Origin of the sequence: Salinicola endophyticus, assembly GCF_040536835.1 — a bacterium.
Classification (GTDB): Bacteria; Pseudomonadota; Gammaproteobacteria; order Pseudomonadales; family Halomonadaceae; genus Salinicola; species Salinicola endophyticus_A.
Map to the genome: position 1 here is coordinate 3,830,139 of NZ_CP159578.1, position 14,398 is coordinate 3,844,536.

Below are 14,398 nucleotides of genomic sequence, written 5' to 3' on the forward strand. Positions count from 1 at the left end.
GTCGCCCCGCGCCTTGCGTCACGCGCGGTGATGAATGAGATGATGAAAAACGAACGCGAACCGGCGCGCGCTGGCGCGACGGGTTGAGTCAGAATGCCGACGATTCTACCACTAAAGTCTTATCGCCAAACGTCAGCGCCGAGGAAGGCTCAGCGGTCTCGAGCACCAAGGTGAACGCCCTGCATGATCGACGTGAAACGCCTTCATTGGTGTCGATCGTACTCATCACGCACTATTAGCACCCTCAGCATGCCGTCGCTTTACTACCGGAGAAAACTGCCATGTCACAAGCGCATCCCCCATTCCGAGCCGATATCGTCGGTAGCTTTCTGCGTCCGGCGGCACTCAAGGCGGCCCGCGCCAGCTATCAGCAGGGCGAGATCGATGCGGCTGCACTCGCCGCGGTGGAGGATCGCGAAATCCGCCGGGTGGTCGAGCAGCAGGAGGCGGCCGGCCTTGCGGTGGTCACCGACGGTGAATTCCGGCGTGCCTGGTGGCACTTCGATTTTCTCGAACAGCTCGACGGCGTTACCGGCTTCGTCGGTGAGCAGGGTATCCAGTTCCAGGGCATACAGACCGGGGCCAAGCAGATCCGGGTCGACGGCAAGGTCGGCTTCAACCCCGATCATCCGATGCTCGGGCACTTTCGCTATCTGGCCGGGGTGGCCACGGCGATGCCCAAGATGACCATTCCCAGCCCCAGCGTGCTGCACTTCCGCGGTGGCCGCAAGAAGATCGACAGCGATGTCTATCCGAGCCTGGACGCCTTCTTCGCCGACACCGCCGACGCCTATCGCGAGGCGATCCGCGCCTTCTACGCTGCCGGCTGCCGCTATCTGCAACTCGACGACACCGTGTGGGCCTATCTCTGCTCGGAGAAGGAGCGTGAAGCCGCCCGCGCCCGGGGCGACGACCCCGACCGGCTGCAGGCGATCTACGCCGAGATGCTCAACCACGCCCTCGCCGACAAGCCCGACGATCTGTTCGTCTCGCTGCACGTCTGCCGTGGCAACTTCCGCTCCACCTGGATCAGCGAAGGCGGCTACGAGCCGGTGGCCGAGACCCTGTTCGGCCAGGTCGGCGTCGATGCCTGGTTCCTGGAGTACGACAGCGATCGTGCCGGCAGCTTCGACCCGCTGCGCTTCATTCCCGAAGGCCATCAGCAGGCGGTGCTCGGTCTGGTCACCACCAAGGTGGGCGACCTCGAAGACCCCGCCGGCGTGCGTGCGCGGCTCGACGAGGCCAGCCGTTTCGTCGCCAAGTCGCAGCTCTGCCTGAGCCCGCAGTGCGGCTTCGCCTCCACCGAGGAGGGCAACGACCTGGCCGAGCAGGCCCAGTGGGACAAGATCCGGCTGGTGGTGGATCTGGCCCGCGATTACTGGGGCGCGTAACGCTTCACGCCCCGAGCAATTCCGGCGGCACGTGGCCTCAGCTCGGCCGCGTGCCACCCTCCTCCTGCCCCATCAGCGAGCCCAGCAGGCGGCTCAGGAAGCCCTTGCGCTCGAGATCCGGCTCCTGCTCGATCAGCGCTCGCGGGTCGATGCTGTCGCGGGCGATCTCGATGAACGCCGCCTGGAACGGAGGCAGCCTCAGTTGCCCCTCCACCAGCTCGGGGTTGAAGCCCTGGCGGTAGACGATCTCCCCGGCGCCCTCGGGCAGCCCGGTGGTACGGGTCTCGGCGGTCAGGTTGAACACCGCGAGGATCGCCTGATCACGGGAGACGCGCAGCCAGCCCAGCAGCTCGTCGTCGAAGTCGGAGAGGATCAGGGTGCCGTCGACCATCGCCGACTGCGCCTTGCGCCAGTGCAAAAAGGCGCGGGTCACGTTCAGGGTGCTGTCGGCGTCGGCGAGCTGACGATCCACGCACAGGCGGCGATGGTGCACATCCACCGGCAGCCAGGGCTCGACGCTGGAGAAGCCACCGCGGTCGCCCTCGCTCCACGGCATTGGCGTGCGGCAGCCATCGCGTCCCTTGTACTCCGGCCACAGCGCCAGGCCGTAGGGGTCGACCAGCCGCTCGTAGGGCACATCGGCTTCGGGTAGCCCCAGCTCCTCGCCCTGATAGAGACACACGCTGCCATAGAGCGAGCAGAGCATCACCGTGGCCAGCCGCGCCACCAGCGGCCCGTGCTGCTCCAGATGCTCGTGATCGGTCCAGCGCGAGACCACGCGCATCACGTCATGGTTGGAGAGCGCCCAGCACGGCCAGGCATCGACGGCGTAATACTGGAAGTGCTCGATCACATCGCGCAGCTGCTTGGCCTCGAAGCGCGCATCGAACAGGTCGAAGGTGTAGGCCATGTGCAGGCGGTCGTTGCCGGTGGTGTACTCGACCATCCGCTCCAGCGGGCGGTCGTCGGAGATCTCGCCTACCGTGGTGGTGCCGGGGTACTCCTCCATCAGCTCACGCAGCTCGCGCAGAAAGCCCAGGTTCTCGGGCTGGCTGATGTCGAACTGGTGGCGCTGCATGGCGTAGGGGTTGGACGCCGGCACGCTGGGCGTCTTGAGTTCGCCGCTGCCCAGCGCCGGGTTGTTCTCGAGCCCCTGGCTATGGAAGTAGAAGTTGGAGGTGTCGAGGCGAAAGCCATCGACGCCCATGTCGAGCCAGAAGCGCGCGTTGTCGAGCTGCGCCCGGCGCACCGCCGGATTGTGGAAGTTGAGATCCGGCTGGCACGACAGGAAGTTGTGCAGATAGTACTGGCGCCGCCGGCTATCGAAGGTCCAGGCGCTGCCGGTGAAGAACGACAGCCAGTTGTTGGGCGGCGTGCCGTCGGGCTTGGGGTCGGCCCAGACATACCAGTCGGCCTTCTGGTTGTCGCGCGAGCTGCGGCTCTGCACGAACCAGTGGTGCTGATCGGAGGTGTGGCTGAGCACCAGGTCGATGATCACCTTGAGCCCCAGCTCGTGGGCGCGCTCGAGCAGCATCTGGAAGTCGTGGAAGGAGCCGAACATCGGATCGACGCCGCGATAGTCGGTGACGTCGTAGCCGAAGTCCTTCATCGGTGAGGGAAAGAACGGCGAGACCCAGATCGCATCGACCCCCAGCTCGGCGACGTAGTCGAGCTTCGAGGTGATCCCCGGCAGATCGCCGATCCCGTCACCGCGGGCATCCATGAAGCTGCGCGGATAGATCTGATAGATGACGCTGCCACGCCACCAGGCGGTGTTCTCGATCATGGCATCCCCTGGGTGATGGATTGACGCCCGGTCACAACACCGGGCGTCGTGTCAGACTAGCCGCTTTTATGATCGAGGTTAAATTCGGATTCAGTCATCCGCCAGCGCCGGCAACAACACCTTCAGCTTGCGCGTCAGGGTGTTGCGCCCCCAGCCCAGCAGCTCTGCGGCCTCGCCCTTACGCCCGCCGGTGTGCTTGAGCGCGGTCTCGATCAAGATACGCTCGAAGTCCGGCACCGCCTCTTCGAGCAGATGCGTGTGGCCCGCGGCCAGGGCGCGATCCGCCCACTCGCGGAAGGCCGCGCGCCAGTCACCGCTGGGCGCTTCCACGCCGTCGAGATCGCGCAGCTCCAGCGGCAGATCGTCGACCAGCACCTCGCGTCCCGATGCCATCACGGTGAGCCAGCGGCAGGTGTTCTCGAGCTGGCGCACGTTGCCCGGCCACGGCAGACGGGTGAGATGGGCGGTCGCCTCCTGAGTCAGCACCTTGGGTTCGGTCGCGAGCTCCTTGGCGGCCTCGGCGAGGAAGTGCTGGGCCAGCCGCGGGATATCTTCGCGCCGCTCGGCCAGCCGCGGCAGGTGCACGCGGATCACGTTGAGACGGTGGAACAGATCCTCGCGGAAGCGCCCGTCGGTAACCAGGGTCTCCAGATTCTGGTGGGTCGCGGCGATGATCCGCACGTCGACCTTGACCGGCGTGTGCCCGCCGACCCGATAGAACTCGCCATCGGCGAGCACGCGCAGCAGCCGGGTCTGGGTATCGGCCGGCATATCGCCGATCTCGTCGAGGAACAGGGTGCCGCCGTCGGCCTGTTCGAAGCGTCCGCGACGCTGGGCGGTGGCCCCGGTGAAGGCGCCCTTCTCGTGGCCGAACAGCTCCGACTCCATCAGGTCCTTGGGAATCGCCGCCATGTTGAGGGCGATGAACGGCTGACCGCGACGCGGGCTGTGCTGGTGCAGCGCCTGGGCGACCCGCTCCTTGCCGGTGCCCGACTCACCGTTGATCAGCACCGTGATATGCGACTGCGACAGCCGGCCGATGGCGCGGAACACCTCCTGCATCGCCGGCGCCTCGCCGATGATCTCCGCCGAGAGCCCCTCCGGCATCGCCGCCGGCGAGCGCCGCTCGCGGGCATGGGCGACCCCGCGGCGCACCAGCGCGAGAGCGTCGTCGACATCGAACGGCTTGGGCAGATACTCGAAGGCGCCGCCCTGGTAGGAAGCCACCGCGCTGTCGAGATCCGAGTGCGCGGTCATCACGATCACCGGCAGGTCCGGGTGCATCTCGCGCACCTTGGCCATCAGGTCGAGCCCGTCGATCCCCGGCATGCGGATATCGGTCAACAACACCTCCGGCGGCTGGCGCTCGATCGCCTCCAGCGCGGCATCGGCGCGCTCGAAGGATTTCACCTCCAGATCCGGCTGCGCCAGCGCCCGCTCCAGGACCCAGCGGATGGCACGATCGTCGTCGACGATCACGATACGGGCGACATCGGTCATGACACTCCTCCTGCACAAAGATGAATAGCGCTCGCAGCGACGGCGTGAACCGCGCTCGCGGCGCTAGCGGCAGAGCGCGTCCTTGCGCGCCCGCGGGGATAGCGAGAGACGCTCAAACCGGCGCCTCGAACGGAATCAGCAGACGGAACTCGGTGGCCCCGGGGCGCGACTCGCACTCGATCAACCCCTGGTGCTGATGCAGGATCGACTGCGCGATGGAGAGCCCCAGGCCGCTGCCTTCGGCGCGCCCGGAGACCATGGGGAAGAACAGCGTCTCGCGGATCGGCTCGGGAATCCCCGGGCCGTTGTCGAGAATCGCCATCTCGCACACCAGGCGATGACGCTCCGCGCCCAGGGTGAACTGGCGCCGCACCCGGGTACGCAGGAGCAGCCGCGGCTCGGGAGTGGCATGCTCGGTCATCGCCTGTACTGCATTGCGCGCGACGTTGAGCGTGGCCTGGATCAACTGCGCCTCGTCGCCGATCAGATCCGGCACGCTGGGGTCGTAGTCGCGCTCGAAGGCGAGCCTGGGGTGCTCCGCCTCCAGCAGCGCGCGCACCCGCTCCAGCACCTTGTGCACGTTGAGCGGCTCGTGGCGCACCAGGGTGTTGGGGCCGAGCATGCGGTCGACCAGATCGCGCAGGCGGTCGGCCTCCTCGACGATGATACGGGTGAACTCCGCCAGCTGCGGGTCGGGCAGGTCGCGCTCCAGCAGCTGGGCCGCGCCGCGAATGCCGCCCAGCGGATTCTTGACCTCGTGGGCCAGGCCGCGGGTCAGCACCTTGACCGTCTCCTGACGCGCGATCAGCGCCTCCTCGCGAGAGATACGCAGCAGCCGGTCGCGCGGCTCGATCTCCAGCAGCAGCTCGCGGCTGGTGATCGGCGTCGCGGTGAAGTCGACGGTGATCGTCTCGCCGCCGGGCAGCGACAGCGACGCCTCGCGCTGGGTGTAGGGGTGGAACTCGCACATCGCCTTGCTCAACACCTCGCGCACCCGCCCCGACTCGCCCTCCAGGCACTCCAGCCACTGCCCCACCACCCGCGGCCGGCTGGCTGCCAGCAGCGCCTCGGCGGCGGGGTTGAGCCAGCGCACCTGGAGCCGCTCGTCGAGCAGCACGACAGCCGTCGTCAGATGTTCCAGCAAGCGTTGATACATACGTCGTTCCATCGTGGTGATCCGCCATGTCCTGATTCAGTGCAAGAACCGCGCCACCTCCAAACCGACGGGCGTTGGCGGCCTGGAGGCCACGCCATCCTATCGCCAATGCACCAAAATGGCGCAAGAGATTCAAGGTGAGTCGGCTCAAGCAGGGAGGCCAAGGCGAGCAGGTCCAGGGCGACACACGCCACCGGGCGTCTTTCCCGTTCGCTACCCGAGCCGAGCGAGCGGATTACTTCGAGCCGTTGGCGCGGTTCGGGTTGGCGGGCAGATTCACGCTGGCGCGCTGGACATAGAGCGTGACCGGCGGCGTGGCCAGTTGCACCGCTCCCTGGGCATCGACGATCTCCGCCAGCAGCTGGTGCTCACCGCGCGCCAGGCCGCTCACCGCGAACACCTGGGTGCGCATCGGCGACTGGCGTACCTCGCCATCCACCCGCAGTTGCACCCGGTCGGAGGACGCCAGCGGCGGTTGGATCACCAGGCGCACCTGGACGTCGCCGGCACGCCCGGTGGGCAGGGTCGTGCCATCGGCGGGGCTGGCGATCTCGAAGCGCGTGTAGGCCGCTGCCGCCTCGGGTGCCGGCATCTCGCGCGGTGACACCGATGACACCACACCCGCCGAACCCTCCGCCTCCTGCGGGTCGACCACGCTGATCGGGGCCAGCTCGACCCGCTCGCCGCTGGCCGGGCGGTCGCTGTAGACCACGTTGCCCTGGGCATCGATATGCCGGTAGACCGGCGCCGCCAACGCCGCGCCGGTGGCCATCACCGCGACCGTCACACCCGCCATGACGCGCGCCAGTGCGCGCCTTCCGAACCGCTCACGCCGGCGCCACCCGCACCGGGCCTCACACTGGGTATCGCTGCGCATCCGAGTCTCCCCCACCTGCCGTTTCGGCGCTCCGTTTCCGCTCTCTATCGGCCGCAGACGAAAAAGCCCCACCGAAGTGGGGCTTGTCGTCGAGCGCGAACGCCGCCGATTACAGGCTGTCGTTCAAAGGCCGTCGTTCAAAGGCTGTAGTAGAGCTCGAACTCGACCGGATGCGTGGTCATGCGCAGACGCTCGACATCTTCACCCTTCAGCTCGATGTAGGCATCGATCATGGAGTCGGTGAAGACGCCACCTTCGGTCAGGAAGGCGCGATCCTTGTCCAGCGCTTCCAGGGCCTGATCCAGGCTGCTGGCGACGGTCGGAACCTTCTTGCCCTCTTCCGGCGGCAGGTCGTAGAGGTTCTTGTCCATGGCATCGCCAGGATGGATCTTGTTCTTGATGCCGTCGATACCGGCCATCAGCATCGCCGAGAACGCCAGGTACGGGTTGGCGGTCGGATCGGGGAAGCGCGTCTCGACCCGCTTGGCCTTCGGGTTGGAGGTGTACGGAATACGGATCGAGGCGGAACGGTTACGCGCGCTGTAGGCGAGCATGACCGGCGCTTCGAAGCCCGGCACCAGGCGCTTGTAGGAGTTGGTCGAGGCGTTGGTGAAGGCGTTCAGGGCACGCGCGTGCTTGATGATGCCGCCGATGTAGTAGAGCGCCATCTCGGACAGGCCGGCGTACTCGTCACCCGCGAACTGGTTCTGACCATCTTTCCAGAACGACTGGTGGACGTGCATCCCGGAGCCGTTGTCACCGACCAGCGGCTTGGGCATGAAGGTGGCGGTCTTGCCGTAGGCGTGCGCCACATTGTGGACCACGTACTTCAGCTCCTGAACTTCGTCGGCCTTCTTCACCAGGGTGTTGAACTTGACGCCGATCTCGTTCTGGCCGGCGTTGGCGACCTCGTGGTGATGCACTTCGACCGACTGGCCGATCGCCTGCAGCGTGTTGCACATGGCGCTGCGGATGTCGTGGAAGCTGTCGACCGGCGGCACCGGGAAGTAGCCGCCCTTGACGCGCGGACGGTGCGCCAGGTTGCCGCCTTCGATCTGACGATCGGTGGACCAGGCGCCCTCTTCCGAGGTGATCTTGTACATCGAGCCTTCGATGTCGGACTTGAAGTGGACCTCGTCGAAGATGAAGAACTCAGGCTCCGGGCCGAAGAAGGCGGTGTCGCCCAGACCGGTGCTGTTCAGATAGGCTTCGGCGCGCTTGGCGATGGAGCGCGGATCACGCTCGTAGCCCTGCATGGTGGCCGGCTCGATGATATCGCAGCGCAGGATCAGCGTGGCGTCTTCGGTGAACGGGTCGAGGAAGCCGGTGCCGTCTTCCGGACGCAGGATCATGTCCGATTCGTTGATGCCCTTCCAGCCTTCGATGGAAGAACCGTCGAACATCTGACCTTCTTCGAAGAATTCGGCGTCGACGGCGCTGGCCGGAATGGTGACGTGCTGCTCCTTGCCCTTGGTATCGGTAAAGCGCAGATCGATCCACTTGACGTCGTGTTCTTCGATAAGGGCGAGGGTTTTCTCAGACATGTTGTCCTCCACTGTGAGCCATGGCTCGATTCGTTGGCGAATGTCCAACACCGCTTTTTAGCATGTGACCCGGGCGCTTGCCCATGCGTGCAACCACTGCCCGCGGATCGATAAAGCGTGTTACGAAACAAGAGCAAGTAATGTGCCAAAATGAGGCAGACGCTGGTGGTAAAACAATAACTCCCTGTAATGCCATCTTTTTTCAGCATCACGCCGATGCACTAAAATCGTCGGAAAAGCGCCAGGGTTTCATTCTGGTGCGTCACGCGCGGACGAGTGCACCAAAAAGGCCAACCAAAAGATCAATATGCACCAAATCAGGGCGCGACTTGACCATGCAAGTTTGCGCCACGCCCCTTTTCCACGGCGAGCAGGACGGAGATACTGGGGCGGAGGGCGCCTTCGCCGCCACCGTCGCTCCCTGATCACGGAAGGCTACACATGCCCAGGCTGGATCGCCCACAGGACGTGGTACAACGCTTGCGCGGCCATTGGCGGCGCAATCTGAGTGAGCCGCTATGGGGACGCAGCGCGATTCTGGCGCTCAACCGCGTACTCGACAGCGAAGACGAAGCCCGTCTGCCGCATCGCCGCGACACCTGCCTCGGGCCGGAGAGCCTGGCACACCTCATCGCCACCCTCACCGAGAGTGCCCAGATCGTCAGTCTCGAGAGTGCCCTGCAGCTGCATCACGATCAGTTGCCGCGCATCGCACTGACCATCGATGGCGGCTGGCGTGACGTCGCCACGCGTCTCCATCCGCTGCTCGAAAAGCTGGCCTTCCCGGCCAGTGTCTTTCTTCCCGACCCGATGGTCCGCCAGCCGTGGATGCCCGATCGCACGCTGATCGCCGAAGCCCTGTGGCACGACGAGAGTGCCCGCGGCCGCGTCGCGACCCGGCTGTCCGAACTCGACCTGCCGGGCGCACCCCGCGGCGGGCAGGACGAGCGCAAGAGCCAGGCGATCGAGGATTATCTGCAGACGCAGCAGAAGGCTAAAGCGCCGCGTCTCAAGGAGATCGCGCAGACGCTGTGGCAGGAGGAGCTGGCCGGCAGGCACCAGCTGGAGCCGGCACTCGATGCCTTCAGCGTACGTCGGCTCGACCAGGCCGGGCTCTTGCGCTTCGGACAACTGACCGACGTTGCCGCACTCGCCGCCAGCACCGATGCCCGGCGCGCCCTGCAGACCGGACAGCAACGGCTGTCACGGCTGTGTCGCGAGCCGTTGAGCATCCGCGCCTGCACCGATCCCGGCGATATCGAGACACTCGACCGCTTCACCCGGCTCGACGCCGACGCCCGCTGGCTGACGCGCACCCCGGGCTGGCTGGAGCCGGGCAGCGACACCCGGCGGCTGCCACGATTCGTCATCGGCCAACCGCTGGCCAGCAGCGCGGGCAGGCTGTTTGATTGGCTGTTGGGGCATCTGCCGCACTAGGGGCTTTCTTATCCTGAAGCTGTCTGGCCCCGGGCGCTGTGATGAACCCGGGCGCTGTGATGAAAAGGCGTGCGCTCGGATCGTCCGCCTCAGGCCGGTATGACCTTCAGGCGAGGCCACTGCTCTCGCCAGCGTTTCTCGGCGACACGCCGATGGAACACCGTCACATCGCCGTGGCGTGGGTTGTGTGACAGCCGCCCCGCCAGCAGCGAGTCGAGCCCCAGCGGGGCACTCAGACGCAGCGTCCCCGACGCGTCCAGACGCACCCCCAGCGCGGTCTCGCGCTCGACCCAGTAGCGCATCGCCGCGCTCGCCGAGGCATAGGGTGCGTGGCCGTGGCGCCGATGCATGCGCGCCTGGTTCTTGACCGACCACGGCTGCCCGCTGGCCGCACGCAGCCGCTCGCTCAGCGCCCGATCGCGGGCCTCGCAGGTGTCGTCGGGGTCGTGATAGATCAGATCGATATCGTTGAGCGGGGTGGCGGTCGCGTAGCCGTGCAGTCGATCCCACACGCAGTTGCGCACGAAGCCGGCGGCCAGCCAGGCATCCGGCAGCGCCAGCTCACGCGCCTGATAGAGCGCGGCCAGGCGCCGGGCATCCTGCGCGATCCACACCAGCAAGCACGCGGCGGCGGGCACCACCGCGTGCCCGGCACTCACTCGGGCTGGGCCAGACACAGCCGTACCCGGCGAATGCGGTGGCGCTCGACATCGCGCACCTCGACCTGCCAGCGTTCGATCTCCACCCGCGCGCCGATATAGGGCAGGGTCTCGAGGCGGTCGACCACCAGACCGCCGAGGCTGGTGTAGTTGCGCCCCAACGGCAGCGGCTCGGGTAGCTGCTGGTTGACGTCGACCACATCCTCGCTGGCGTCGATCTCGTAGCAATCCGCGGAGACCCGGCGGATCTTGGCCTGGGCACCCTGGGCCTGGGGGTCCTCCTCGGCGATGTCCATGAGGATATCGAACAGCGTGACCACACCCTCCAGGGTGCCGAACTCGTCGACCACGAAGGCGATCAGCGCGCCGCTGCGCTGGAACTGGCGCAGCGCCTCGACCAGGCTGGTGTTCTCGAGCAGCACCAGCGGCTGTTCGACCAGCGTCTCCAGCGCCAGCGGCGCCTGGGTTAGCAGCGTGTCGATCAGGCGCTTCTTGTGCACCACGCCGAGCGGCGCGTCGCGCTCGCCGCCACGAATCGCCACCAGGGTGGCGTGAGTGCTCTCGCGCAACTGCGTCTGCTGCACGCTGAGCGGTTCGTCCAGATCGACGCAGTCGAGATCCCGGCGCAGGGTCATCACCGCGCTGATCGGCTTGTCCGCCATCGACAGCACGCCGCGCACCATGCGCCGTTCGTCGGCACCGAAGACCGCCGCGTCGTCATCATCGCCCTCGTCGCGTAGCGGCTCGCCGGCACGCTGCTCCAGGCTCATGTCGCCCCCGCTGATCAGGCGCATCACCGCATCCGCAGTCCGCGCCCGGCGCGCGCCCAGGCGGGCACCGGCGCGATCCTCGTTGCGCCGGCGCCACTCGTGCATCAGCTCGATCAGGATCGAGAAGCCGATGGCGCCATACAGATAGCCCTTGGGAATGTGCAGCCCCATGCCCTCGGCGACCAGGCTGAAGCCGATCATCAGCAGAAAGCCGAGACACAGCAGGATCACCGTGGGGTGCTCGCCGACGAAGCGCGTCAGCGGCTTGCTCGCCAGCAGCATCAGCCCCACTGCGATGATCACCGCGATCATCATCACCATCAGGTGATCGACCATGCCGACGGCGGTGATCACCGAGTCGATCGAGAACACCGCATCGAGCGCCACGATCTGCGCCACCACCACCGAGAAGGCGGCATAGTGGCCGCGGTTGCGCCCCTGGTGGGCGGTGGCAGCGTTGAGATGGTCGTGCAGCTCGCTGGTGGCCTTGTAGATCAGGAACAGCCCACCGCCGATCAGGATCAGGTCGCGCCCGCTGAAGCCGTGCTCGAACAGCACGAACAGTGGCCGCGTCAGCCCCATCAACCAGGAGATCGCCGCCAGCAGGACCAGGCGCATGACCAGCGCCAGCGACAGCCCCAGCACCCGGGCGCGGTCGCGCTGCGCCGGTGGCAGCTTGTCGGCGAGAATGGCGATGAACACCAGGTTGTCGATCCCCAGCACGATCTCGATGATCACCAGGGTCAGCAGCCCCGCCCAGGCGGCGGGTTCGAGCATCCAGGAGAATTCGAACCAGAGCATCATCGCCACTCACCCGCGGCGGTGAAGCACGGCGGTGCCGCGGCACAGGCCGCCCCAGGGGGCCGACCGGGTCGCCGGGGGCGAGCACGCGAGCGGGATCGGGAGTGCGCCGGGAAGCACGGCGGCGCGGAGAGAAAAAGTGCGGTGGAGCGACGACAACCGTCGTCGTTAGACGTGGACAAGCCAGGTCCCTCGTTGACTATGGAGCGGCCAGTCTAGGACCGGCAGCAGCCAAAGGGAATCCCGTCGTGTGATGGCATCGGCGGCGATCGCCATCGAAATGTCATCGCCCACACGGGAAACTGCCATCAAGACCAACGACTTCCGATGTCTACGCGACGAAAGTAGCCAGTCTCGCGCCCTTGCCTGTACAATGCGCGGCCGACCTTCCTACCCGTGCCCAGGGTCATTCGTCGATCCCGTGTCAAAAGGCGATCGACAGCCAACGTGGGCGCACACATTTATATGGATACCGCCCCATGAGTGACACTGACGCTCGCATCGAGAGCATCCGCAACATTGCCATCATCGCGCACGTCGACCATGGCAAGACCACGCTCGTCGACAAGCTGCTGAGCCAATCCGGCACCCTGGACCGCAAAGCGGAAGGCCAGGAGCGGATCATGGACTCCAACGACCAGGAAAAGGAACGCGGCATCACCATCCTGGCCAAGAACACCGCGATCCAGTGGAACGACGGCAAAGGCCGTGACTACCACATCAACATCGTCGACACCCCGGGACACGCCGACTTCGGTGGCGAGGTCGAGCGCGTGATGTCGATGGTCGACTCGGTCCTGCTGCTGGTCGACGCCGTCGACGGCCCCATGCCGCAGACCCGCTTCGTGACCCAGAAGGCGTTCGCCCAGGGCCTCAAGCCGATCGTCGTGGTCAACAAGATCGACCGCCCCGGCGCGCGCCCGGACTGGGTCATCGACCAGATCTTCGATCTGTTCGACAACCTCGGCGCCAGCGACGACCAGCTCGACTTCCCGATCATCTACTGCTCGGCGCTCAATGGCATCGCGGGCATGGAGCCGGACCAGCTGGCCGATGACATGACGCCGATGTTCCAGTCGATCGTCGATATCGTCGAGCCGCCCAAGGTCGAACTCGACGGCCCCTTCCAGATGCAGATCTCGGCGCTCGACTACAACAGCTACGTCGGCGTCATCGGTCTGGGCCGCATCAAGCGCGGCAGCGTCCAGCCCAACCAACAGATCACCGTGATCACCAAGGAGGGCAACACCCGCCGTGGCAAGATCGGCCAGGTGATGACCCACATGGGCCTGGAGCGGGTGCAGACCCAGCAGGCCACCGCCGGTGACATCGTCTGCATCACCGGGATCGAGGACCTGGCGATCTCCGACACCCTGTGCGACATCGCCGCGGTCGAGGCGCTGCCGGCGCTGACCGTCGACGAGCCGACCGTCTCCATGACCTTCCAGGTCAACGACTCGCCGTTCGCCGGCAAGGACGGCAAGTTCGTCACCAGCCGCAACATCAAGGAGCGTCTGGACCAGGAGCTGATCCACAACGTGGCGCTGCGCGTCGAGCAGGGCGACAGCCCGGAGAAGTTCAAGGTCTCCGGCCGCGGCGAACTGCACCTCTCGGTCCTGATCGAGACCATGCGGCGTGAAGGCTTCGAGATGGCCGTGGGCCGCCCCGAGGTGATCATCCGCGAGATCGACGGCGTCAAGCAGGAGCCGTACGAAGAGGTGATCATCGACTGCGAAGAGCAGCACCAGGGCTCGGTGATGGAAGAACTCGGCTACCGCAAGGGCGAGCTCTCCAACATGAACCCGGATGGCAAGGGCCGCGTGCGCCTGGACTTCATCATCCCCGCGCGCGGGCTGATCGGCTTCCGTGGCCAGTTCCTGACCCTGACCTCCGGCACCGGCATCCTGACCAGCCGCTTCGACCACTACGGCCCGCTCAAGCCCGACGCCATGATCAAGCGCCGCAACGGCGTGCTGGTGTCGATGGTGTCCGGCAAGGCGCTGGCCTATGCGCTCTATGCCCTGCAGGAGCGTGGCAAGCTGATCGTCGAGCACGGCACCGAGGTCTACGAAGGCATGCTGATCGGCATCAACAACCGCGCCGAAGACATGGTGGTCAACCCGACCAAGGCCAAGAAACTCGACAACATGCGCGCCTCCGGCAACGACGAGAACATCGTCCTGACCCCGCCGGTGCGCTTCTCGCTGGAGCAGGCGATCGAGTTCCTCGATGACGACGAGCTGGTGGAAGTCACTCCCAACCACATCCGTCTGCGCAAGAAGTATCTGACCGAGAACGAGCGTAAGCGCGCCAAGAAGAATTGAGGAAGGGCTGATACCCGCTCCGAAATCGGATTAAGATGGGCGGCACTCGCACCCATCGCCACCGCGCCGGCAGGCTTTGACCTGCCCGCCCGCGGCGGCGATGATCGGGCGAGTTGCCGCCTTCTTTGCGTTTGAACGATGCCAACGCGGCAA

Annotated in this window: 10 protein-coding genes; 3 read left to right on the forward strand and 7 right to left on the reverse strand. The window is 66.1% G+C overall.

Features of this window, described 5'->3' with window-relative positions; genetic code table 11:
- Positions 1 to 281: 281 nt before the first annotated feature.
- The gene (locus tag ABV408_RS17340; protein WP_353980138.1) at positions 282 to 1,391 is read left to right on the forward strand and encodes a cobalamin-independent methionine synthase II family protein; all 1,110 of its coding nucleotides are present in this window, start codon (positions 282 to 284) and stop codon (positions 1,389 to 1,391) included.
- A 37-nt stretch (positions 1,392 to 1,428) separates the two neighbouring features.
- Here the strand turns inward: ABV408_RS17340 and ABV408_RS17345 are convergent, their stop codons facing one another.
- The 5 genes from ABV408_RS17345 to glnA all read right to left on the reverse strand — a co-directional run bounded on the left by ABV408_RS17345 (position 1,429) and on the right by glnA (position 8,254).
- The gene (locus ABV408_RS17345) at positions 1,429 to 3,177 is read right to left on the reverse strand and encodes an alpha-amylase family glycosyl hydrolase (RefSeq protein WP_353980139.1); all 1,749 of its coding nucleotides are present in this window, start codon (positions 3,175 to 3,177) and stop codon (positions 1,429 to 1,431) included.
- Positions 3,178 to 3,267: 90 nt separating this feature from the next.
- Positions 3,268 to 4,677 carry a nitrogen regulation protein NR(I) gene (ntrC, locus tag ABV408_RS17350; RefSeq protein ID WP_353980140.1) on the reverse strand — a complete coding sequence of 470 codons (1,410 nt, stop codon included), beginning with the start codon at positions 4,675 to 4,677 and terminating at the stop codon, positions 3,268 to 3,270.
- A 112-nt stretch (positions 4,678 to 4,789) separates the two neighbouring features.
- Complete coding sequence (gene glnL / locus ABV408_RS17355) at positions 4,790 to 5,833, reverse strand: nitrogen regulation protein NR(II) (RefSeq protein WP_353982252.1); 1,044 nt, start codon at positions 5,831 to 5,833, stop codon at positions 4,790 to 4,792.
- A 235-nt stretch (positions 5,834 to 6,068) separates the two neighbouring features.
- The gene (locus ABV408_RS17360) at positions 6,069 to 6,629 is read right to left on the reverse strand and encodes a DUF4124 domain-containing protein (protein ID WP_353980141.1); all 561 of its coding nucleotides are present in this window, start codon (positions 6,627 to 6,629) and stop codon (positions 6,069 to 6,071) included.
- 218 nt (positions 6,630 to 6,847) lie between these two features.
- Complete coding sequence (gene glnA / locus ABV408_RS17365) at positions 6,848 to 8,254, reverse strand: glutamate--ammonia ligase (RefSeq protein WP_353980142.1); 1,407 nt, start codon at positions 8,252 to 8,254, stop codon at positions 6,848 to 6,850.
- A gap of 441 nt (positions 8,255 to 8,695) precedes the next feature.
- Here glnA and ABV408_RS17370 point away from each other — a divergent pair, with 441 nt between their 5' ends.
- On the forward strand, positions 8,696 to 9,691 hold the full coding sequence (locus ABV408_RS17370) for a polysaccharide deacetylase family protein (protein ID WP_353980143.1): 996 nt from the start codon (positions 8,696 to 8,698) through the stop codon (positions 9,689 to 9,691).
- An 89-nt stretch (positions 9,692 to 9,780) separates the two neighbouring features.
- Here ABV408_RS17370 and ABV408_RS17375 read toward each other — a convergent pair whose 3' ends face one another.
- Both ABV408_RS17375 and ABV408_RS17380 read right to left on the reverse strand, forming a co-directional pair.
- Positions 9,781 to 10,350 (reverse strand): nucleotidyltransferase family protein, encoded by a 570-nt coding sequence (locus ABV408_RS17375; protein WP_353980144.1) that lies wholly within the window; start codon positions 10,348 to 10,350, stop codon positions 9,781 to 9,783.
- Positions 10,347 to 11,924 (reverse strand): TerC family protein, encoded by a 1,578-nt coding sequence (locus tag ABV408_RS17380; protein ID WP_353980145.1) that lies wholly within the window; start codon positions 11,922 to 11,924, stop codon positions 10,347 to 10,349. The genes ABV408_RS17375 and ABV408_RS17380 overlap by 4 nt, the downstream gene beginning before the upstream one ends.
- A gap of 476 nt (positions 11,925 to 12,400) precedes the next feature.
- Here ABV408_RS17380 and typA point away from each other — a divergent pair, with 476 nt between their 5' ends.
- A complete protein-coding gene (gene typA / locus ABV408_RS17385; protein ID WP_353980146.1) occupies positions 12,401 to 14,245 on the forward strand; it encodes a translational GTPase TypA in 1,845 nt (614 codons plus the stop codon).
- Positions 14,246 to 14,398: the final 153 nt, after the last annotated feature.

Excerpts from the sequence above, each read along its gene's own strand:
- ABV408_RS17360 (WP_353980141.1), bottom strand. The coding sequence starts at position 6,629 with ATGGCGGGTGTGACGGTCGCGGTGATGGCCACCGGCGCGGCGTTGGCG.
- glnA (WP_353980142.1), bottom strand. The coding sequence starts at position 8,254 with ATGTCTGAGAAAACCCTCGCCCTTATCGAAGAACACGACGTCAAGTGG.
- ABV408_RS17345 (WP_353980139.1), bottom strand. The coding sequence starts at position 3,177 with ATGATCGAGAACACCGCCTGGTGGCGTGGCAGCGTCATCTATCAGATC.
- ABV408_RS17380 (WP_353980145.1), bottom strand. The coding sequence starts at position 11,924 with ATGATGCTCTGGTTCGAATTCTCCTGGATGCTCGAACCCGCCGCCTGG.
- ABV408_RS17370 (WP_353980143.1), top strand. The coding sequence starts at position 8,696 with ATGCCCAGGCTGGATCGCCCACAGGACGTGGTACAACGCTTGCGCGGC.
- glnL (WP_353982252.1), bottom strand. The coding sequence starts at position 5,833 with ATGTATCAACGCTTGCTGGAACATCTGACGACGGCTGTCGTGCTGCTC.
- ABV408_RS17340 (WP_353980138.1), top strand. The coding sequence starts at position 282 with ATGTCACAAGCGCATCCCCCATTCCGAGCCGATATCGTCGGTAGCTTT.
- ntrC (WP_353980140.1), bottom strand. The coding sequence starts at position 4,677 with ATGACCGATGTCGCCCGTATCGTGATCGTCGACGACGATCGTGCCATC.
- typA (WP_353980146.1), top strand. The coding sequence starts at position 12,401 with ATGAGTGACACTGACGCTCGCATCGAGAGCATCCGCAACATTGCCATC.